A 20,597-nucleotide genomic window follows, 5' to 3' on the forward strand; every position below is an offset into this window, starting at 1 on the left:
CCGAAGGGGAGGGCAACGCACAATCGACGCGTGTTCAAAGACTTCACCCCCTTCGACCTGCAACGCGACGGCGTCGCGCTGCACGGCCGCATCGGCGGCCGCGGCCCGGCGCTGCTGCTGCTGCACGGCCATCCGCAGACGCATGCGATCTGGCACCGCCTGGCGCCCGCGCTGGCGGCGCATTTCACCGTGGTGCTGATGGACCTGCGCGGCTACGGCGACTCGGGCCGGCCCGCGGCCGACGCCGATCACATCGCCTACAGCAAGCGCGAGATGGCGCTGGATGCGGTGGCCGTGATGCGGCACCACGGCTTCGAGCGCTTCCAGGTGCTGGCCCACGACCGCGGCGCGCGCGTGGCGCATCGGCTCGCGGCCGACCATCCGGCCGCGGTCGAGCGCCTGCTGCTGCTGGACATCGCGCCCACGCTGGCCATGTACGCCAACACCTCCGAGGCCTTCGCGCGCGCCTACTGGCACTGGTTCTTCCTGATCCAGCCGCCGCCGCTGCCCGAGGCCCTGCTGTCCTCCGATCCGGCGCGCTACGTGCGCAGCGTGATGGGCGGCCGGCATGCGGGCCTCGCGCCCTTCGCGCCCGAGGCCCTGGCTGAATACGAACGCTGCGCGGCATTGCCCGGCACGGCCGAGGCGGTGTGCGAGGACTACCGTGCCTCGGCCTCCATCGACCTGGTGCACGACCGCGAGGACATCGCCGCCGGCCGTCGCCTCGCGCAGCCGCTGCGCGTGATGTGGGGCGAACACGGCGTGGTCGGAAAATGCTTCGACGTGCTGGCGCTGTGGCGCGAGGTCGCCGACGACGTGTCGGGCGGCACGCTGCCCTGCGGCCACTACATCCCCGAGGAAGCGCCCGACGCGCTGCTGCGCGAGGCGCTGGCCTTCTTTCAAAAATCCAGAGACGACAACTCTTCTTCTTCTTCTTCCAAGGACATCTGACCATGAGCACCCATCGCATCGCAGTCATCGCCGGTGACGGCATCGGCAAGGAAACCATGCCCGAGGGCGTGCGCGTGCTCGACGCGGCCGCGCGCAAGTTCGGCATCGACCTGAAGTTCGACCACTTCGATTTCTCGAGCTGGGACTACTGCGAGAAGCACGGCAAGATGCTGCCCGACAACTGGAAGGACCAGATCGGCGGCCATGACGCGATCTACTTCGGCGCGGTCGGCTGGCCCGAGAAGATCGCCGACCACATCTCGCTGTGGGGCTCGCTGCTGCTGTTCCGCCGCGAGTTCGATCAGTACATCAACCTGCGCCCCGCGCGCCTGATGCCCGGCATCGTCGCGCCCGTGGTGCGCCGCGACGGCACGCCGCGCCAGCCCGGCGAGATCGACATGTACATCGTGCGCGAGAACACCGAAGGCGAGTACTCGAGCATCGGCGGGCGCATGTACGAAGGCACGCCGCGCGAGATCGTGGTGCAGGAGACCGTGATGTCGCGCATCGGCGTCGACCGCGTGCTCAAGTTCGCCTTCGAGCTCGCGCAGTCGCGGCCCAAGAAGCACCTGACCAGCGCCACCAAGTCCAACGGCATCTCGATCACCATGCCCTACTGGGACGAGCGCGTGGCCGCGATGGCCAAGAACTACCCGGGCATCACGCTCGACAAGTTCCACATCGACATCCTGACCGCGCACTTCGTGCAGCGCCCGGACTTCTTCGACGTGGTGGTGGCGAGCAACCTGTTCGGCGACATCCTGTCCGACCTGGGCCCGGCCTGCACCGGCACCATCGGCATCGCGCCCAGCGCCAACCTCAACCCCGAGCGCACCACGCCTTCTCTGTTCGAGCCGGTGCACGGCTCGGCGCCCGACATCGCGGGCAAGGGCATCGCCAACCCGATCGGCCAGATCTGGTGCGGCGCGATGATGCTCGAGTTCCTGGGCCACAAGGATGCGCACGACGCCATCCTGGGTGCGATCGAGAAGGTGCTCGCGCCCGACAGCGGCGCGCCGCGCACGGCCGACATCGGCGGCACGGCCGGTACCGCGGACCTGGGCCGCGCGATCGCCGAAGCGCTCTGATCCGCTGCCGTCCGCGACGCTGCCCGCGCGGCAAGGTGCAAGCCTTGCCGCGCGCTTGCGCCTGTCATCGGTCGGGGTTCATCCCGCGCGATCCCGGAATCCGGGCGAAGAGGCCCTAGAATCGCCGTCCCCGCAGGGCGGCACGGGCGCGCGACTTATTGACACCCCGTAGCCCTGTGGTTGTAATCATCGTCGGCGGTCCGCTGCCGACACGTCAGATTCGCCTGCGTATCCGTCGCCGAGTGTTCCGCCGCGAGCCCGCCGTGCATCTGATGAAAACCGATCCACTTTTCCTTTGAGGGGCCCTTGTGAACAAGACCGAACTGATTGAGCACATCGCAAAAAACGCCGACATCTCCAAAGCCGCCGCCACGCGCGCGCTCGAGTCCACCATCGGCGCCATTCGTACAACGCTCAAGAAGGGCAACTCCGTGTCGCTCGTCGGTTTCGGTACTTTCGCTGTGGGCAAGCGCGCTGCGCGCACGGGTCGCAACCCGCGCACCGGCGAGGCCATCAAGATCAAGGCTGCAAAAATTCCGAAGTTTCGTCCGGGCAAGGCGCTGAAAGACGCGCTGAACTGAGAGACAATCCTTCGCTGCACAGCGGGGGTGCTTAGCTCAGTTGGTAGAGCGTCGCCTTTACACGGCGCAGGTCGGCGGTTCGAGACCGTCAGCACCCACCACCCGTTTGTGCGTGAATCCATGTGAAAGGGCCCGGAGCGATCCGGGCCCTTTTTCGTTGGGCACGCCGCGCAGCGCTTAAACCGCCCCCTGCCGCGAGGCTGATCGCGAGGTGCCCGACCATGCTGATAAAATGGGCAGGCCCCGTCAGGCCGTTCGCAACGCTGGTCGGCCGCCCTGGATGAGTCGTCGATTCGCCGGGCCTGCCAATTCCCTCGCCGGGAGCCAGCCGCGGCGCGAGGCCTTCGGCGTTCACCACCCGGCAACCAGGCGAACAGATGTTCGCCTTTTTGTTTTGCCTTCCGGCATTCGTCACAGAGAGTCTTCAAGCATGTTTGAGTTCTTCCGCAGGTACAACAAGATCGTCATGGGCTTCTTGTTCTTGCTGATCATTCCGTCCTTCGTGCTGTTCGGCGTCGACCGGTACCAGGGCGACCAGAAGGGTGAGAAGGTGGCGCGCGTCGACGGTCATGACATCACCCGCCCCGAGTGGGACCAGCAGCATCGCAACGAGGTCGACCGCATCCGCCGCCAGATGCCCAACGTCGAGGCCGCGGTGCTCGATTCGGACGCCGCGCGCTATGCCACGCTGGAGCGCATGGTGCGCGACCGCGTGCTGGCCGCCGCGGCCGCCAAGTCGAACATGACCGTCTCGGAAGACCGGCTCGCCCGCCTGTTCGCCGAAGACACCAGCCTGGCCTCGTTCCGCACCGCCGACGGCAAGTTCGACCGCGAGCGCTTCCAGATGGCCACCGGCCGCACGCCGGAGCAGTACGAAGCCGCGGTGCGTTCCGACCTGGCCACGCAGCAGGTGCTGCTGGGCGTGTCGGGCACGGCCTTCGCAACGCCCGCGCAGGCGCAAGCCACCTTCAATGCCTTCTACGATCGCCGCGAGGTGCAGCTGGCGCGCTTCAATCCCGCCGACTTCAAGGCCAAGGTCACGGTCAGCGATGCCGACATCGAGGCCTACTACAAGGACCACTCGGCGCAGTTCCAGGCGCCCGAGCAGGCCAGCGTCGAATACCTGGTGCTCGACCTCGATGCCGCGAAGAAGAACATCGCCGTGACCGAGGCCGACCTCAAGAGCTACTACGAGCAGAACGGCGCGCGCTTCGGCACGCCCGAGGAACGCCGCGCGAGCCACATCCTGATCACCGCACCCGCGAGCGCCTCGAAGTCCGAGCGCGAAGCCGCGCGCGCCAAGGCCGAGCAGCTGCTGGCCCAGGTCAGGAAGGCGCCCGAGACCTTCGCCGACGTGGCCCGCAAGAACTCGCAGGATCCGGGCTCGGCCGAGAAGGGCGGCGACCTCGACTTCGTCACGCGCGGCGCGATGGTCAAGCCCTTCGAAGATGCGATGTTCGCGCTCAAGAAGGGCGAGATCAGCAACATCGTCGAGAGCGAGTTCGGCTACCACATCATCCAGCTCAAGGACATCAAGCCGGCCGTGCTGCAGCCCTTCGAGCAGGCGCGCGCGACGATCGAGAACGAGGTGCGCGGCCAGCAGGCGACGCAGGAGTTCGCCAAGGCCGCCGAGACCTTCACCGACACCGTCTACCAGCAGCCCGACAGCCTCAAGCCTGCGGCCGATGCGCTCAAGCTGACGATCCGCACCGCCGCCAACGTGGCCCGCACGCCGCAGCCCGGCGCGACCGGCGCGCTGGCCAGCACCAACTTCCTGTCGGCGCTGTTCGCAGCCGATTCGCTGTCCCGCAAGCACAACACCGAGGCGATCGAGATCGGCCCCAACCAGCTGGCTTCGGGCCGCGTCGTCAAGTACGAAGCCGCTCATGCGCTGCCGCTGGCCGAGGTCAAGGAATCGGTGCGCACCCTGCTGATCGCGCAGCGCGCCGCGGCATTGGCCAAGGCCGAGGGCGAGGCCAAGCTCGCCGCCTGGCAGGCCACCCCGGCCAGCGCCGCGCTCGGCGCCCCGCTCACGCTGTCGCGCCTCGATGCGCAGTCGCAGCCGCAAGCGCTGGTCGAGGCCGCACTGCGCGCCGATGCCACGCGCCTGCCGGCGCTGGTGGGCGTGGACCTGGGCAGCGAAGGCTATGCCGTGGTGCGCGTGGTCAAGGACGTGGCGCGCGTGGCGCCCACGCCCGACGGCGCCAAGCAGGAGAACGCCCAGTTCGTCCAGGTCGTGACGGCGGCCGAGAACCTGGCGTACTACGAGCTGCTCAAGGAACGCTTCAAGGCACAAATTCTCGTGCCGCAGCCCGCCGAGGCTTCCGCACGCTGATTTTCACGTTAGAATAGAAGACTCTTCGGTGGCTGTAGCTCAGCTGGTAGAGTCCCAGATTGTGATTCTGGTCGTCGTGGGTTCGAGTCCCATCAGCCACCCCAAATCTCGAAATGAAAAAGGCACCTCGGTGCCTTTTTCTTTGTCCGCCGTAGCTGCATCGCCCTCTGCGGCAGGCCACCAATTCCCAAATTGGGAATTCACAGCGCCTCGCGCCTCACTTCGCGGCTTTGCTCGTACACCCCTTCCGTTGTCTTTCGATCGGCATGAAGCCCGGGCAATTCGCCGAACTGCAACTGAAGTAGGTGGTGTAGTGCGCGCGCAGCTCGTGGAACGTGAACCGTGTCTCGATGACCTTTTCTTCCAGCGCCTTGTCCATCGGCCGGCCCCACATCGTCTTGCACCCGCTCTCGGTGTAGGCGCCCGGTGCGCGGCGCGGCGAAGACCGGCCCTATGTGCGAGTAGGTCGGCATCGCCCGCATCCGGTCCAGCACGACCCTCAGCGCTTCGCTCATCCCAACCAGCTCCAGCTTAGTCTTCTTACTGCGCTGCTTGGCGCGCTGCAGGCGGATCACCTCGTTGTCGACCTGCGGCCAGTGCAGCGCCAGGACTCGGCGCGCCTGTTGCTGGCCAACGCTGCAAACTGCGTCATGCTGGTGACCACGATCGCGCTCGGCCCCTGCTGCAGGCCCCAAGCGACGAACGAGGAAGCGTGCTTGAGCGGCCAGCTGCCTGAGATGCGTGATGTCGTGCAACTCGTCGTCGGAAAGCAAGAGGCTTGCCCTTGCTGCAGTGCCGTGATGCACAGGTCAAGCTTGGGCTTGCTCATCTCAGCGAGCGCCTGCGCAGCCAGAGCATTTTGTGTTCGCTGGCATCGGGCGCGCAGGCGGCTGCCTGGATCACTTCAAGCGAGAGGTCGAGTGCGGCGGATGCCGCCTGCATTGAGCGGACGCTGCGACGCCGCCGGTCGTGAGTGACGCTTCGTTGGCAGACGACGCTGAGATCACGATCGACATCGATCAGATCGGCGACGGCACGGCGAAGGGCGCTGCGGTCTAACAAGCCAGGTGCACCCTCATTGGCCCAGCGACCGCGCCATTTGCGTGCGGTACGTTCGCTCAGGCCTGTGGCTGTCGCCGCAGGCCTGGGTCCGATTCGATCGATCTCGCTCATCAGATGCGCTCGACCGCGCGGCGTCATTGAGGCATTCTTGTGGATGTTCATTCGAGGAGTCCTGAAGGAAGTTGGCCGGCTTGAGAACCTCCATCTTCTTTCACCTCGGGTGAACAACCTCTTGGGAAACTACACCTAGGTCGATCAGATGGAAGAACAGGAGCGAAATATGGATCAACGGCGGCAGCACCAGAATATCCATCTATGGTTCCGGGCCAAACAGATGCCTCGGCACCATCATAAATCCGACTTATCCGTATGTCGGTTTTGTGCTGGACGGTGTGTTTGTGAGCGCCTTTTTCGATGTGCCTTTCAGCTTCTTTACTGAGCCTTTATTCCCGCACATTGGAGCCAATGACAATGGTGCCGGATTCGACGCTACGCTCATCATCACTGGTCTCCAGTCGCTTATTGACGGCGCGGAGTGGGATTGAGCCGCCACCACCCAACCCGCGTCGGATGGTTCTTGTCGGAACTCAGCTATGCGCCGGAAGAACGGACAGCTTGAAGCCCAAGGCGCGGATCACCTTGAAAAGGGTGTCGCTGCTGGGCGCACGTTCGCCAGATAGGCCCTTGTAGAGGCTCTCTCGCGACAGGCCGGTTTCCTTTGCCAGTTGTGCCATGCCTCTGGCTTTGGCGATATCTCCCAGCGCCGCCGCAAGCAGGGCTGGATCTCCGTCCTCGATTGCCACCGCAAGATAGGCGGCTGCATCTTCGTCGTCGCGGAGGTAGTTGGCGGAATCAAACGGGCGGGTCTTGATCTTGCTCATTTTGCAACTCCTGAGCCATTTCTTTGGCTCGTTCAATGTCACGCTCCTGGGACGACTTGTCACCGCCACCCAGCATGAAAAGGGCGACGCCGTTGTACAGCACGTAGTACATTCGCCAGCCCGGGCCGAAGAATTCGCGCATCTCAAAAACGCCATCGCCTACGGGCTTGACGTCGCCTAAGTTGCCAAGGGTGGCCTTGCGCAAGCGGGCCTGCAACCTGGCCCGTGTCATGCGGTCCTTCAGACCGCCTAACCAATCCGAGAACTCCTCGGTTTCGATGACGCTGTACATGCGCAATTGTAGCCTCTCGGCTACATATCGCAAGTCACCCGTTCCCGACCAGCCGGCACAGCCCGACCCAACCAGCCCGCCCATGGCGAGATCGGCGGCCTTTTTCCATTCCATGAAGGACTGCATAGCAAATGAAACGCTAGAACTCTCCGTGGCCGCAGCTGCCTCCAAGGCCACTTACGTGGGCGCCGGCTCGATCACCGTCGGGTGGTTGTTGTCGAACGAGTTCGCCCTGGTGCTTGGCATGCTGGTTGCCATCGGCGGCTTCCTCGTGAACCTCTACTACAAGAGGCGGGCCGGCGAGCGCGTAGAGCAGCTGTTCAAGCTTCGCGTCGATCGCATCGCGCTTGGCTGCCGGACGGACACCGACCTGGCCGGGCTGGGAGAGGACGAATGAACCCCGTGCTTCGCAATCGGTTGACTGCGACGCTGGCACAGGCGCCATCGCCATCGCCATCGCTGGCGTGCTGGGCCACTGGTACGAGGGAAACGGCCCGACGGTAGTGCGCCAAGGCGTGACCTATCACCGCGTGTACCTGGACGCCGGTGGCGTGCCGACGGTCCGCCGCGGCGTCATGGGCCCCGAGGTGATCCGCGACAAGCTCTACAGCGCCGCAAAGTGCCGCGCGCTGGAGACGATGCACCTGAAGGCGGCCGCGGCTGCGGCGAAGCTTCCTGATCTCGCCGTGGCCGTGGCTCAACGAATGGCAGCAGGCCGCGCTGATCGACTTCGTCTACACCCTGGGCGCCGGCGCGCTGGAGGGCTCGACGTTGCGGAAGAAGTTCAACGCCGGCGACATCGATGGCAGCTGCCGCGAGCTGGCGCGCTGGGTCAAGAGCCGCGCCAAGGGCGAGCCGATCACCCTGGCCGGTCTGGTCGACCGCCGTGGCACCGAGCAGGAGCTTTGCGAGGTGTGGGGGCGATGACCGCCTTCAAGATCATCTGCGCTGGGTACGCCGGCGCGCTCGTTGTCGCGGCGATCGCGCTGGCTTGGCTGTACCTCACATATTGCAGCGGAGGGCACCATGGGATTTGCTGACTTGAAGCCGGTCGCCGTCGGCGTGCTGGTGGCCGCCGTCGGCTGGCAAACCGTGCGCCTGGCTGACTCCAAGGGCGAGACGGCCGCTGCGCGTGCCGACCTCGCTGCATACCGCGCAACCTCTGCCGAGAACGTGGCGCTGGCCCTGCGCGCCGCGCGCGCCGAGGAAACCCGTCTGCAAGAGAGGACTCGAAAGGCCATCGATGCTGTCAAGAACGAAACCACCGTGGCTCACGCCGATACTGTGCGCGCTGAGTCTGCTGCTGACCGGCTGTCCCGCCAGCTTGCCGCCTATCGCGCCGCCGTCCGTCGAGCCTCTGAGGACCCCACCGCTGCCGGCAGAAGCGCGCCAGCCGACAACGCCCTCGATCTGCTTCCGACCTGCTCGGCGGGAATGGATCGGTACTTGTCGAAGCTTGGAAAGCTCGCTGACGCCAGTCACATCGCCGACAGCACCTGCGAGCGCATCGCCGACCAGCTACAGCCTGCCAGCCGATAGCGTGCCGTCGTGCTGAGATCGGGGGGGCAACGCTACGCGTCCATCCCAACCGGCGTGCCGTCCACAGAGATCAGCGTGCCGGCACCGCAACGTCAATCTCGATCACCACACACCCATAAAACCTGCGAGGTCGACTTGGGCTGGCTCGGTCACGGTGTTTGTCAGGCGTCACTCGTGCGTGCCGGCTCGGTGCCTATGTGCGAGCGCTGGCAAAGAGAAAGAGGGGGGAACTCATCGTGGCTGGCCGCGCTGGCTGACAGCATCCTCCACTACGGCCTTATCGGACCCTTTGAGAAATGATGCTATTCTTACAAATTGAAAACAAAATACTTCATTTTGAATTGGGATTCTTAGAAAAGGACGGAGATGACTAAACCGCGAGTGGTAGACGCAGGAATGAGCCTCGTTTTGGACAGTTTACGGATAGGAGCAGCGATTCTTGTGCTTCTCTGGCACGCCAAGGACATGTGGTTTCCACAACAGGCGCATGACGCGAATATGCTTGGGAACCTCTCGCACACTGCTGTCGTGGTGTTCTTTGTTCTTTCCGGTTTCGTGATTGCGTTTACAACCAGCGCCAAGCGGCGAACATTGTCCGAATACCTCGAGGCGCGGTTGGGAAGGCTGACCTCCATGGTGATACCCGCCTTATTGCTCACTGCCGTCGTCGAGCTGGCTGTGCGAGCAGACGGGAACGCCCACCTGATGGAGACCTACGTTCGCGGAGCATTTGGTCCGCGCTACTGAATAGCCGGCACGTTCATGAACGAGCTGTGGCTCTTCTCGGCCGCGCCGCCCGCCAATATAGCGTTGTGGTCTCTGAGTTTTGAGTTCTGGTATTACCTGATTTTTGGCTTGTGGTTTTGCACAGGGCGAAGCTGGAAATCATGGGCGCTCGCGCTTGGCGCCTGCGTGATTGCCGGCCCCAAGATTGTGCTAATGATGCCCGTTTGGCTTCTAGGGTGTGCCGCGTACTGGGTGCCCCGTCCGCGCATCTGGCGAGCAGCATCATGGGTTTGCGTGGCGTTCGCGATGTCCGCGGCTGCTTGGGCCGCGTCGGTTGTTCGACCTTTTCCCCTGCCCATTGGACATGCCCCCTTTAACTTCGCCAATCAGTTCGTCACCGATTGGGCCGTGGGGTTCTTCGTCGCTCTCGGTCTTTGGCTGGTGCCCGCCAACGCAACTGAAGGCAGTCGACTTATCCCAAGCTCGTTGGTTCAACGTGTGCGCGCAGTAGCCGACCTCACATTCCCGATCTACGTACTGCATTTCCCGCTGCTTGTGCTGTGGCGCGTGCTTTTCGGGACGCGCTTGAATGACCTCGGACAGTACATCGCGGCAGTGATGGTCGCGGCACTCATCTCCGTAGTACTAGGGGTGACAATCGAGCGGAAACGCTCTGTATGGTCTCAGCTATTCCGGCGACTGTTCGCCCTGATTCCGCAGCGAGCTACGGCCTGCAAACTGACGACAGGCTCCAGTCCAACGGCCATTAATGTGCCTATCCGCTGAGCGCGCCGCCGCGCGCTTCAGGGGCATGATGTTCGTGCCGGCGGGCAGCGGCTGGCTGGTCTCGCAGGCCACCAAGAAGTCGGCCGAGACCTTGAGGGCGTACCGAAGCTCCGGATCACTTGGTACTGCTGCGCACGCTCAGCCGCCCTGACGAGTTCCTCGGCGCTTGCCGCCGTAATGCGGCTGTCATGCGTGCCGACTTTGACCAGCGTGAGCTTCTTATCGGACCAGCCTGCACATGGTTGACCGGGACACATCGAGCACGTGGGCTACGCGGTTGACCTGATAAAGACGGCGGACTGTGTGGGTGCCGAAGTGATCTAGTCAACAGGGAAAGTGGGCGCGGTAGCCTTCGCTCGAGACACAGCCAAGAGGTGAACTGAACATGCTCAGTGTCACGGGGTGCCCTCGGTCGCCGCGGGTGGAGGCAGCTGATCCGATATCGGCCGTGCCTCGGCCCACGCGCGCAACTCGCGCACTAACCAGGCCACCCGCTTCGGCGACACCTGGCGCGGTTTCGGCGCATCGTTTTCGTGGACCAGAGCACCCATGATGGTCCTTGAACGATGCCAATGCAGTGTCGTATGACGCGATTCTCGACCTGAAACAAGCGCATAGGCGCGGGAACGCCGACATGGGAGGTTGCATATACGGTGACGCCTGGCACACGTGAAATTCCCAGGAAGTCGAGCAAACCCGCATGGATGCTGGCTATGCTACTCAGATTGTGATTCGGGTCGTCGTGGGTTCGAGTCCCATCAGCCACCCCCAATCTCAAAATGAAAAAAGCACCTCGGTGCCTTTTTCTGTTTCTGGGCCGCGAGCGCACGCAGCCATCCATGCCCTATGCAGCGGGCTCGATGGGTCGCCTTCGTGCGCAGGACTGGCGACCCGGCTTTGTCTCCGGGGCCGGGCCGCCTATGCCGTCAGCAGCGCGCGCCTTGGCGCTTGGCGCAGGCGCTCTCTCTTATCTGCGTCCGCCGACGTACCGGCCGCCCTTGCCGCTACGCCCGGACCCACCCACGCGCCTGCTTCCGGTGCGATTGGCGGTCTCGATGACCGGCGAGGAGACCCCCGTCGAGGACATGAGGCGCTGAAGGGCGGATGTATCGAGCGACACGGCGTTCGAACTGCCGGGGACGCCGGTGTGCGCCAAGGCGCTGCAGCCGATGAACAGCGAGACGCACGCGAAAGCGATCTTCTTCATGGGGTTCTCCTCCGCCCGAGAGTGGGCAGCAGAAGTTTGACGGTTGAAACCAAATGTGTCGTAAGGGTTAGCGCGCAGCGCCGTGACCTATTGCGCGCTCCGGCGATGGTGCGATAGGAAGCGGGTTGCACGCGGAGGGTGTCGGGCTTGCCCCGTCATGTTTCACTTCTGGCATGCGTCGCCCGTTGGTTGCAGCAAGCCGCTCCAACGAAAAAAGCCCGTCATCCATGGGACAACGGGCTTTCTGCGTTTGGTGCCGGAGAGATGAATCGAACACCCGACCTTCTCATTACGAATGAGCTGCTCTACCGACTGAGCTACACCGGCTAAGCCTTCGATTATAGCGGGTCGTGGTACCTGGTGACGCGCTCGACCTCATTTTTTGAGCCAAGAATCACACTGACGCGCTCATGCAGCTTGCCCGGCTGCAGGTCGAGGATGCGTTCGCGGCCGTTGGTCGCCATGCCGCCGGCCTGTTCGACGAGCCAGCTCATGGGGTTGGCTTCGTACATCAGGCGCAGCTTGCCGGGCTTGCCCGGTTCGCGCTTGTCCCAGGGGTACATGAAGATGCCGCCGCGCATCAGGATGCGGTGCACGTCGGTGACCATGCTGGCGATCCAGCGCATGTTGAAGTCCTTGCCGCGCGGGCCTTCGCTGCCGGCCAGGCATTCGTCGATGTAGCGCTTCACCGGTTCGTCCCAGTGGCGCTGGTTGCTCATGTTGATCGCGAATTCCTTGGTGTCGGCCGGGATCTGGATGTTCTCCTTGGTCAGCACGAAGGAACCCTGTTCGCGGTCGAGCGTGAACATCGCCACGCCGTCGCCGACGGTCAGCACCAGCGTGGTCTGCGGGCCGTAGATGCAGTAGCCGGCCGCGACCTGCTTGGCGCCGGCCTGCAGGAAGTCGGCTTCCTGCACGCCCGGGTGGTCGTCGGGCTTCTTCAGCACGCTGAAGATGGTGCCGATGCTCACGTTGACGTCGATGTTGCTCGAGCCGTCGAGGGGATCGAACAGCAGCAGGTATTCGCCTTGCGGATAACGGTTGGGCACCACGTAGATGCTGTCCATCTCCTCGCTGGCCATGGCGGCCAGGTGGCCGCCCCATTCGTTGGCTTCGATCAGCACCTCGTTGGCGATGATGTCCAGCTTCTTCTGGACTTCGCCCTGGACGTTCTCGCTGTCGGCGGTGCCGAGCACGCCGCCCAGGTCGCCCTTGTTGACGGCCATGCTGATGCTCTTGCAGGCGCGGGCCACGACTTCGAGCAGCAGCCGGAGCTGGCCGGGGATCAGGCCGTCGGCGCGTTGCTGCTCGACGAGGTAGCGGGTGAGTGAAATTTTCTGTTGTGCCATGGAGGTTCCTTGGGGATCAGTCCGCGAGGGCGCGGGTGACGACTTCCTGTGTGTCCTTGCTCAGGTCGGGACGCGCAGCCACGCGCGCGAGGGCTTCGCGCGCGGCGCTGCGGTAGGGTTCGGCCAGCTTGCTCCAGCGGTCGAGGCCGCGCGCCAGCCGCGCCGCCACCTGCGGATTGAGCGCATCGAGCTCGATCACGCGGTCCGACCAGAACACGTAGCCCGCGGCATCGCTGCGGTGGAAGGCGCCGGGGTTGGCGCTGCAGTAGCTGAAGATCACGCTGCGCGCGCGGTTGGGGTTCTTGAGCGAGAAGTCGGGGTGCTTCATCAGCTGCTTGACCAGCGGCAGCACATGGCCGCCGCGGTCGGGCGCGCCGGCCTGCAGCGAGAACCACTTGTCGATCACCAACGCCTCGTCCTTGAACAGCGCATGGAAGCGCGCCAGCGCCGGCGCGGCCAGCGCATGGTCCGAGGACACCAGGGCCGACAGCGCGTTGAAGCGGTCGGTCATGTTGCCCGCGTCCTTGAAGCGCTGCAGCGTCTTGCCCGGCCACACGGTGTCGTTCGACTCGCGTGCCGCCAGGCACAGGAAGGTCAGCGCCATGCCGGCCAGCGCGCGGCGGCCGGCCGACAGCGGGTCGGGCGTGTAGGCGCCGGTGTCGTGGTTCTGTTCGTAGGCCTGTTCCCATTCGGCGAACAGCGCCGTGGCCAGTTGCGCGCGCATGGCTTCGCGCACCGTGTGGATGCGCTGCGGATCGACCACCTCCAACTGCTCGGCGATGTAGGTCTCCGAGGGCAGCGTGAGCACCAGTTCCTTGAAGGCGGCGTCGAGCTTCGGGTCGCGCAGCACCGCGCGCATGGCGTCGATGTAGGCGGCGTCGAGCACCGGTGCGCCGGCCTCGGTGGCGCCGATCGCTCGGATCGCGCTGCGCAGCGCCAGCCGCTGGCCCGCTTCCCAGCGGTTGAAGGGATCGAGGTCGTTGGCCAGCAGCGTGAGCAGCTGGGTGTCGGTGTAGCCGAAGTCCAGGATCACCGGCGCGCTGAAGCCGCGCAGGATCGAGGGCACGGGCTCGGCGTCCAGGCCGTGGAAGGTGAACTGCTGCTCGGCCTCGGTCAGCACCAGCGTGCGGGTGCCGTGCGCGGCCTGTGCTTCGCCCTCCAGCTGCAGCGGCAGCTCGCGGCCATCGGCGGCCAGCAGGCCCAGGTTCACCGGGATCACGAAGGGCAGCTTGAGCGCCTGGCCCGGCGTGGGCGGGCAGCTCTGTGCGAAGCGCAGCGTGTAGCTGCGCGCCTCGGCGTCGTAGTGGCCGCTGGCCGCGAGCCGCGGCGTGCCGGCCTGGCCGTACCAGCGCTTGAACTGGGGCAGCAGGCGCGCCAGTTCGGAGTCCGGGTTGGCATCGGCGATGGCCTGCGCGAAATCGTCGCAGGTCACGGCCTGGCCGTCATGGCGCTGGAAGTACAGCGTGATGCCCGATTCGAAGCCCTTGCGGCCGACCAGCGTCTGCATCATGCGCACCACCTCCGCACCCTTCTCGTAGATGGTGACGGTGTAGAAGTTGCTGATCTCGATGTAGCTGTCGGGGCGCACCGGGTGCGCCATCGGGCCGGCATCTTCGGGGAACTGCGCGGTGCGCAGCACCCGCACGTCCTCGATGCGCTTGACCGCGCGCGCCGAGGCATCGGCGCACAGGTCCATGCTGAACTCCTGGTCGCGGAACACCGTGAGGCCTTCCTTGAGCGAGAGCTGGAACCAGTCGCGGCAGGTCACGCGGTCGCCCGACCAGTTGTGGAAGTACTCGTGGCCGACCACGCTCTCGATGTTGCCGTAGTCGGCATCGGTGGCGGTGGCCTGGCTGGCGAGAACGTACTTCGTGTTGAAGATGTTCAGGCCCTTGTTCTCCATCGCGCCCATGTTGAAGTCGCTGGTGGCGACGATCATGAAGCGGTCCAGGTCCAGCGGCAGGCCGAAGCGGGTCTCGTCCCAGAGGATCGAGTGCACCAGCGAGTTCATCGCGTGCTCGGTCTTGTCGAGGTCGCCCGCGCGCACGTAGACCTGCAGCAGGTGCTCCTTGCCGGCGCGGGTGGTGATGCGCTGCTCGCGCGCCACCAGCTTGCCCGCGACCAGCGCGAACAGGTAGCTGGGCTTGCGGAAGGGGTCGACCCATTTGGCGAAGTGGCGGCCCTCGGGCAGCTCGCCGCTGTCGGTCAGGTTGCCGTTCGACAGCAGCACCGGGTAGGCGGCCTTGTCGGCGCGCAGCGTCACGGTGTAGCTGGCCATCACGTCCGGACGGTCGAGGAAGTAGGTGATGCGGCGGAAGCCCTCGGCCTCGCACTGCGTGAAGAAGGTGTTCTCGCTCACGAACAGGCCCATGAGCTTGGTGTTCTTCGCCGGGCAGCAGGTGGTGAAGATCTCCAGTTCGAAGCTGTCGGGCAGGTTGTCGATGACCAGCTGGTCGTTCTCCATCCGGAACGAGGCGCCCTGGCCGTCGACCAGCACGCGCGCCAGGTTCAGCTCGTCGCCGTCCAGGCGCAGCGGGCCGGCCGGCAGCTCGGGGTTGCGGCGCAGGCGCATGCGGTTGAGCACGCGCGTCTTGGCCGGGTCCAGGTCGAAGGTCAGGTCGACGGTGTCGATCCACCAGGCGGGGGCGACATAGTCCTCGCGGCGGATCGCCAGCGGCTGTTCTTGTCCATCACGCAGTTGCAGCATCGAGTGTCTCCAGGAAATTCGAAAGGGCAAGTTCTTCGTAGTCGCGCACGGCGGCGATCACGTGCGGGCCGGCCAGTTCGGCCGCGCTGTGGGTGGTGCACACGGCCACGGCGCGCATGCCGGCGCGGCGGGCGGCTTCGATGCCGAAGGGCGCGTCCTCGAACACGATGCAGTGCGCGGGAGCGACGCCGATGCGGCGGGCCGCCTCGAGGAAGATGGCCGGCGTGGGCTTGCCGGTGAAGCCCTCGTCGCCGCCCACGATGGCCAGCGGCAGCGGGTCCATGTGCAGGCGTTCCATCACGAAGGCCACGTTGTGGCGGTCGCCCGCGGTGCCGACCGCGATCTTCAGGCCGCGCGCGGCCGCCGCGCTGGCGAAGGCATTGAAGCCCGCGACTTCGGCGAACACCGCGCCGAACAGCTCGCGGTAGATGCTTTCCTTCTCGTGCGTGATCGCGTCGCTCTCGGCCACGCTCACCTCGCGTTCCATCAGCTCGCAGGCGCATTCGAAGGCGTTGCGGCCGGTGGTGCGGCGCATGAGGTCGGGCACGTCGAGCGCGAGCCCGCGCCGACGCGCGAACTCGATCCAGGCCTTGGCATGCCAGGGCATGGAGTCGACCATGGTGCCGTCCATGTCGAAGATGAGCGCGTCCGTGCGTGCCATCAGACGCCTTGCTTCAGCGAGGCTTCGATGAACACGTCGAGGTCGCCGTCGAGCACCTTCTGCGTGGCCGAGACCTCGACGTTGGTGCGCAGGTCCTTGATGCGGCTGTTGTCCAGCACGTAGCTGCGGATCTGGTGGCCCCAGCCCACGTCGGTCTTGGTGTCTTCCAGCTTCTGCTGCGCTTCCTGCTGCTTGCGCAGCTCGAAGTCGTAGAGCCGCGAACGCAGGCGCTTCCAGGCCACGTCGCGGTTGCTGTGCTGGCTGCGGCCGTCCTGGCACTGCACCACGATGCCGGTCGGGATGTGCGTGAGCCGCACCGCCGAATCGGTCTTGTTGATGTGCTGGCCGCCCGCGCCGCTGGCGCGGAAGGTGTCGGTGCGCACGTCCGAGGGGTTGATCTCGATCTCGATCGAATCGTCCACTTCGGGGTACACGAAGATCGACGCGAAGCTGGTGTGGCGTCCGCCCGAGGAGTCGAAGGGCGACTTGCGCACCAGGCGGTGCACGCCGGTCTCGGTGCGCAGCAGGCCGAAGGCGTAGTCGCCCTCGACCTTGATGGTCGCGCCCTTGATGCCCGCGGTGTCGCCCGGCGTCTCGTCCTCGATCTGCGTCTTGAAGCCCTTGCGCTCGGCGTACTTCAGGTACTGGCGCAGCAGCATGCTGGCCCAGTCGCAGGCCTCGGTGCCGCCGGCGCCGGCCTGGATGTCGACGAAGCAGTTCAGCGGATCGGCCGGGTTGTTGAACATCCGGCGGAATTCCAGCTGCTTGATGTCGGCTTCGAGCGTGGCGGCGTCATCGGCGATGGCCTGCAGGCCGTCCAGGTCGCCGTCGGCCTTCGACATCTCGAACAGCTCGGTGTTGTCGGCCAGGCCGCTGGTGAGGCGGTCGAGCGTGACCACCACGCCGTCGAGCGACTTCTTCTCGCGGCCCAGTTCCTGGGCCTTCTTCGGGTCGTTCCAGACCGTCGGATCCTCGAGCGATGCGTTGACCGTCCTCAGACGTTCGGATTTGGCATCGTAGTCAAAGATACCTCCGTAAATCGACCGTGCGCACGCTCAGGTCCGCAAGGTTGGCTTCGATCTGGTTGATTTGTTCTGCGTCCATGGGGTGTCCTGAAAAAAGTGGGTGGCCCGGAGCGATCCGGGAGGCAACCCGACATTTTCTCATGCCCCCGGGCCCGCCGGAGAATGGCCCCGATCAGAAGCGGCGGCTGTAGGAGAACATCACGCCCGCCGTGCCCAGGATCGCCACCTGCACCGCATCGACCGGGCTCAGCCGGTAGCCGACGGCCGGGATGATCGCGGGCGAGAAGCCGCCGTGGTTGTAGGGCACCTTGTCCTTGTACTTGCCGCGGTAGCCGTAGATCACGCCGGCGCTGAGCTTGGTGTAGAGCGCGGGCTGGCCGAAGACGCCGTCCCACTGCCGGCCGTAGTAGACGTAGCCCGAGGTCTGGCCGAAGGAGTTGTTGAACAGCGCCGCGCCCCAGAGCGCGTTGTCGGGCTGGATGCGCTCGACGGCGATCAGCGCGACGTTCTTGTGTTCGTCGTCGTGATGCCAGTGGTGGGTGTAGGGCGAGAAGGACAGTTCCCACCGGGCTTCGCCGCGAAGCGGGGGCTCGGGGGTCTGCGCGAACGCATTCAGGTGGAACGATCCGGCGAGTGCCATCGTGGCGAGCGCGGCCCGGTGCAGGCCGCCGTGTTTCTGCATGAGGAAACCTCCTTTTTTTAATGGAGGAATCCTACCGTCGCGACCTGAAGCGACCGTTCAGTTTTCCTTCAGTTACCCGGGGTGGGGCGCCTGCAGCGGCAGGGTCACGCGGAACAGCGCGCCTTCGCCCGGTGCGCTCTCCAGATCGATGTCGCCGGCGTGCGCGCGCACGATCTCGCGCGTGATGTACAGGCCCAGCCCCAGGCCGGCGGCGTGCTTGCGGCTGTCGTCGGTGCGTTCGAACTGCTCGAAGATGCGGCCGTGGTCGGCGGCCGCGATGCCGATGCCCTGGTCGCGCACCGTCATCCGTGCCTGCTCGCCCAGCCGCTGCACCGTGACCGCCACCGGGCTGCCGCGGCCGTAGCGCAGCGCATTGGTCAGCAGGTTGGTCAGCACCTGCTCGATGCGGAACTCGTCCCACAGGCCCTCGATGGGGCCTTGCGCGTCCAGCTGGATGCTCGACCCCACGGCCTCGGCCTGGTTGACCAGGCTTTCCACCACCCGCTGCGCGAGCTGCGCCAGGTCGAAGGGCTTGGGCCGGATCGAGAGCGAGCCGCTGCGCAGGCGCGAGACGTCGAGCATGTCGTCGATCAGCCGCACCATGTTCTGGATCTGGCGCTGGTCGCGCTCGATCATGGCCGGCAGCTTGTCGGCCGCGAAGGGCGCCATGTTGCCCTTGCCCAGGTGCAGCTTGCGCACCTGCGTCTCGAGGTAGAGGGTGTTGAGCGGCGTGCGCAGCTCGTGCGAGACCATCGACATGAAGTCGTCGCGCATGCGCACCGCGCGCTCCAGGTCGCCCTGCGCGACCTGCAGCTTGTCGACCAGCTCGGCCTGTTCGCGATGGGCCGCGGCCAGCGCCTCCATCTCGTGCTTGAGCGCCTTGCGGTGGCGGTGCAGGTCCACGAACACGTTGACCTTGCTGGCCACCACATGGGCATCCAGCGGCTTCTGCAGGAAGTCGACCGCGCCGCTCTCGTAGCCCTTGAAGGCGTAGTTCATCTCGCGGCCCGCGGCGCTCACGAAGATGATCGGGATGTGGCGCGTGCGCTCGGTGCCGCGCATCAGCTCGGCCAGCTCGAAGCCGTTCATGCCCGGCATCTGCACGTCGAGGATGGCCAGCGCGAACTCGTGCTCCAGCATCAGCGCCAGCGCCGCCTCGGCCGAGGTGGCCTGGAACACGATGCGGCCCCGCCCGCGGATCAGCGCGTCCAGCGCGAGCAGGTTCTCGGGCAGGTCGTCGACGATCAGCAGCTTGCTTTCGACATCAATCGGCATGAAGAGCATTCAATTCCACCAGCAGGGTGTGCAGACCGCGCAAGGGCAGTATGCGGTCGGGGGTGAGCAGCGCCAGCGCCGCCCGGGGCATGGTGTCGACCTCGGCTTCGGCCGGGTCCTGCACCGCGGTCAGTCCGCCGGCCTGCTGGATCCTGCGCAGGCCTTCGGCGCCGTCGGGGTTGGCGCCGGTCAGCAGCAGGCCCGCCAGCGTGGGGCCGTAGGCATCGGCCGCCGACTGCATCAGCAGGTCGATCGAGGGACGCGACCAGAGCACCGGCGGTTCGCAGCTCAGCGAGAACACGCGCTCGCGCTCGATCGACAGATGGTAGCTGGGCGGCGCGAAGTAGAGCGTGCCGCCGGCCACCGGCGCCTTGTCCTCGGCCTCCTGCACCGGGATCGGCAGGCGCTGGCGGAACACGTCGGCCAGCCGGCTGTCGCGCCGCTGCGGCAGGTGGATCACGACCACCAGCGGCAGGTGCCAGGGCAGGGGCAGGTCGCGCAGCAGCGTGGCGAGCGCGTCCACCCCGCCGGCCGAGGTGCCGATCACCACCGCGTCGACGCGGCGCAGGGGCGGGGCCGGTGTCTTCACGTGGCCTTGCGGTAGATGCGCTCGGCGCGCACCAGGTCGTCGAAGCGGCCGGCGTAGGCCGAGAAGTCGATGCTCTCCTTGGCGCCCAGGCCCAGGAAGCCGCGGTGGCACAGCGACTCGTGGAACAGGCCCAGGGCGCGGTCCTGCAGCGCCCGGTTGAAGTAGATCAGCACGTTGCGGCACGACACCAGGTGCGTCTCGGCGAACACGCTGTCGGTCGCCAGGCTGTGGTCGGCGAAGATCGTGTTGGTGCACAGCGAGGGGTCGAAGCGCGCGGCGTCGTAGGCCGCGGTGTAGTAGTCGGAAAACGACTCGCGGCCGCCCGCGCGCTGGTAGTTGGCGGTGTAGTTGCGCACCGCCTCCATCGGGAAGATGCCCTGGCGCGCCTTGTCGAGCGACAGCGGGTTGATGTCGGTGGCGTAGATCTGCGTGCGCTCCAGCAGCCCTTCCTCGCGCAGCAGGATGGCCAGCGACCAGGCCTCCTCGCCGGTGCTGCAGCCCGCCACCCAGACCTTGACCGAAGGGTAGGTGTGGAGCACCGGGATCACCTGCTGGCGCAGCGCCAGGAAGTAGCTCGGGTCGCGGAACATCTCGCTGACCGGGATGGTGAGGAACTGCAGCAGGCGCGCGAAGGCCGAGGCGTCGTGCAGCACCAGGTCCTGCAGCGCCGAGACGCTGGGCAGCCTGAGCTGGTCGAGCGCATACAGCACGCGGCGCTTCTGCGAGGCGCCGGTGTAGTCGCGGAAGTCGTAGCTGTACTTGAGGTAGATCGCCTCCATCAGCAGCCGCAGCTCGATCTCGACGTCGCTGGGTGGCGTCAGCGGCTTGGGCTGGTTCAGCGCGCCCGCGGGGGTCAGGGGA

The 20,597-nt window shown here is 65.7% G+C and carries 19 protein-coding genes, 3 tRNA genes and 2 pseudogenes; 10 read left to right on the top strand and 14 right to left on the bottom strand.

Features of this window, described 5'->3' with window-relative positions:
* Positions 1-30: 30 nt before the first annotated feature.
* The 6 genes from QTI20_RS15830 (at position 31) to QTI20_RS15855 (ending at position 5,059) form a co-directional block, all read left to right on the top strand.
* Complete coding sequence (locus QTI20_RS15830; RefSeq protein ID WP_286552268.1) at positions 31-951, top strand: alpha/beta fold hydrolase; 921 nt, start codon at positions 31-33, stop codon at positions 949-951.
* A gap of 2 nt (positions 952-953) precedes the next feature.
* Positions 954-2,039, top strand: a complete 1,086-nt coding sequence (locus QTI20_RS15835) for a tartrate dehydrogenase (RefSeq protein WP_286552270.1) — start codon at positions 954-956, stop codon at positions 2,037-2,039.
* Positions 2,040-2,347: 308 nt separating this feature from the next.
* On the top strand, positions 2,348-2,620 hold the full coding sequence (locus tag QTI20_RS15840; RefSeq protein ID WP_183023946.1) for an HU family DNA-binding protein: 273 nt from the start codon (positions 2,348-2,350) through the stop codon (positions 2,618-2,620).
* Between the two features lie 25 nt (positions 2,621-2,645).
* Positions 2,646-2,721 (top strand) — tRNA-Val (locus QTI20_RS15845).
* Positions 2,722-3,050: 329 nt separating this feature from the next.
* Positions 3,051-4,955, top strand: coding sequence for a SurA N-terminal domain-containing protein (locus QTI20_RS15850; protein WP_286552274.1), 1,905 nt, complete (start codon positions 3,051-3,053; stop codon positions 4,953-4,955).
* A 28-nt stretch (positions 4,956-4,983) separates the two neighbouring features.
* A tRNA-His gene (locus QTI20_RS15855) sits at positions 4,984-5,059 on the top strand.
* 96 nt (positions 5,060-5,155) lie between these two features.
* Here QTI20_RS15855 and QTI20_RS15860 read toward each other — a convergent pair.
* From QTI20_RS15860 to QTI20_RS15875, 4 genes and pseudogenes are all read right to left on the bottom strand, one after another.
* Positions 5,156-5,728, bottom strand: a complete 573-nt coding sequence (locus QTI20_RS15860) for a hypothetical protein (protein WP_286552276.1) — start codon at positions 5,726-5,728, stop codon at positions 5,156-5,158.
* A gap of 271 nt (positions 5,729-5,999) precedes the next feature.
* Positions 6,000-6,179 (bottom strand): annotated as a pseudogene (locus tag QTI20_RS30785) (leucine zipper domain-containing protein); the annotation flags it as partial.
* A 425-nt stretch (positions 6,180-6,604) separates the two neighbouring features.
* The gene (locus tag QTI20_RS15870) at positions 6,605-6,898 is read right to left on the bottom strand and encodes an addiction module antidote protein (protein WP_286552277.1); all 294 of its coding nucleotides are present in this window, start codon (positions 6,896-6,898) and stop codon (positions 6,605-6,607) included.
* Positions 6,870-7,304, bottom strand: coding sequence for a type II toxin-antitoxin system RelE/ParE family toxin (locus QTI20_RS15875; RefSeq protein WP_353621761.1), 435 nt, complete (start codon positions 7,302-7,304; stop codon positions 6,870-6,872). The genes QTI20_RS15870 and QTI20_RS15875 overlap by 29 nt, the downstream gene beginning before the upstream one ends.
* Here QTI20_RS15875 and QTI20_RS15880 point away from each other — a divergent pair.
* The 4 genes and pseudogenes from QTI20_RS15880 (at position 7,303) to QTI20_RS15900 (ending at position 10,241) form a co-directional block, all read left to right on the top strand.
* Positions 7,303-7,587, top strand: coding sequence for a holin (locus QTI20_RS15880; protein ID WP_286552279.1), 285 nt, complete (start codon positions 7,303-7,305; stop codon positions 7,585-7,587). The genes QTI20_RS15875 and QTI20_RS15880 overlap by 2 nt on opposite strands.
* Positions 7,588-7,868: 281 nt before the next feature.
* The gene (locus QTI20_RS15885; RefSeq protein ID WP_503011423.1) at positions 7,869-8,117 is read left to right on the top strand and encodes a glycoside hydrolase family protein; all 249 of its coding nucleotides are present in this window, start codon (positions 7,869-7,871) and stop codon (positions 8,115-8,117) included.
* A 99-nt stretch (positions 8,118-8,216) separates the two neighbouring features.
* On the top strand, positions 8,217-8,729 hold the full coding sequence (locus QTI20_RS15890) for a DUF2514 family protein (RefSeq protein WP_286552280.1): 513 nt from the start codon (positions 8,217-8,219) through the stop codon (positions 8,727-8,729).
* A 396-nt stretch (positions 8,730-9,125) separates the two neighbouring features.
* A pseudogene (locus QTI20_RS15900) lies at positions 9,126-10,241 on the top strand (acyltransferase family protein).
* A 967-nt stretch (positions 10,242-11,208) separates the two neighbouring features.
* On the opposite strand, the gene QTI20_RS15910 reads toward QTI20_RS15900, so the two are convergent.
* The 10 genes from QTI20_RS15910 to QTI20_RS15955 all read right to left on the bottom strand — a co-directional run bounded on the left by QTI20_RS15910 (position 11,209) and on the right by QTI20_RS15955 (position 20,593).
* Positions 11,209-11,448, bottom strand: coding sequence for a hypothetical protein (locus QTI20_RS15910; protein WP_286552285.1), 240 nt, complete (start codon positions 11,446-11,448; stop codon positions 11,209-11,211).
* A 251-nt stretch (positions 11,449-11,699) separates the two neighbouring features.
* Positions 11,700-11,775, bottom strand: a tRNA-Thr gene (locus QTI20_RS15915).
* A gap of 11 nt (positions 11,776-11,786) precedes the next feature.
* Positions 11,787-12,797 (bottom strand): class 1 fructose-bisphosphatase, encoded by a 1,011-nt coding sequence (locus QTI20_RS15920; RefSeq protein WP_286552287.1) that lies wholly within the window; start codon positions 12,795-12,797, stop codon positions 11,787-11,789.
* A 16-nt stretch (positions 12,798-12,813) separates the two neighbouring features.
* Complete coding sequence (gene pepN / locus QTI20_RS15925) at positions 12,814-15,504, bottom strand: aminopeptidase N (protein ID WP_286552289.1); 2,691 nt, start codon at positions 15,502-15,504, stop codon at positions 12,814-12,816.
* Complete coding sequence (locus QTI20_RS15930) at positions 15,488-16,165, bottom strand: HAD family hydrolase (protein WP_286552290.1); 678 nt, start codon at positions 16,163-16,165, stop codon at positions 15,488-15,490. The genes pepN and QTI20_RS15930 overlap by 17 nt, the downstream gene beginning before the upstream one ends.
* Positions 16,165-17,269, bottom strand: a protein-coding gene (prfB, locus tag QTI20_RS15935; RefSeq protein ID WP_219209773.1) for a peptide chain release factor 2 whose coding sequence is annotated in 2 segments (ribosomal slippage) — positions 16,165-17,187 and positions 17,189-17,269 — 1,104 coding nt in all. Because the reading frame shifts where the segments join, the coding sequence is not laid out codon by codon here. The genes QTI20_RS15930 and prfB overlap by 1 nt, the downstream gene beginning before the upstream one ends.
* Positions 17,270-17,362: 93 nt before the next feature.
* On the bottom strand, positions 17,363-17,872 hold the full coding sequence (locus tag QTI20_RS15940; protein ID WP_286552292.1) for a hypothetical protein: 510 nt from the start codon (positions 17,870-17,872) through the stop codon (positions 17,363-17,365).
* 72 nt (positions 17,873-17,944) lie between these two features.
* The gene (locus QTI20_RS15945) at positions 17,945-19,147 is read right to left on the bottom strand and encodes a hybrid sensor histidine kinase/response regulator (RefSeq protein WP_286552294.1); all 1,203 of its coding nucleotides are present in this window, start codon (positions 19,145-19,147) and stop codon (positions 17,945-17,947) included.
* Positions 19,137-19,736, bottom strand: a complete 600-nt coding sequence (locus QTI20_RS15950) for a chemotaxis protein CheB (RefSeq protein ID WP_286552295.1) — start codon at positions 19,734-19,736, stop codon at positions 19,137-19,139. Before QTI20_RS15950 ends, QTI20_RS15945 begins: the two co-directional genes overlap by 11 nt.
* Positions 19,733-20,593 carry a CheR family methyltransferase gene (locus QTI20_RS15955; protein WP_503011424.1) on the bottom strand — a complete coding sequence of 287 codons (861 nt, stop codon included), beginning with the start codon at positions 20,591-20,593 and terminating at the stop codon, positions 19,733-19,735. The genes QTI20_RS15950 and QTI20_RS15955 overlap by 4 nt, the downstream gene beginning before the upstream one ends.
* Between the last annotated feature and the right edge of the window lie 4 nt (positions 20,594-20,597).

It is taken from the genome of Variovorax sp. J2P1-31, assembly GCF_030317215.1.
In the GTDB taxonomy this organism is placed as follows: Bacteria; Pseudomonadota; Gammaproteobacteria; order Burkholderiales; family Burkholderiaceae_C; genus Variovorax.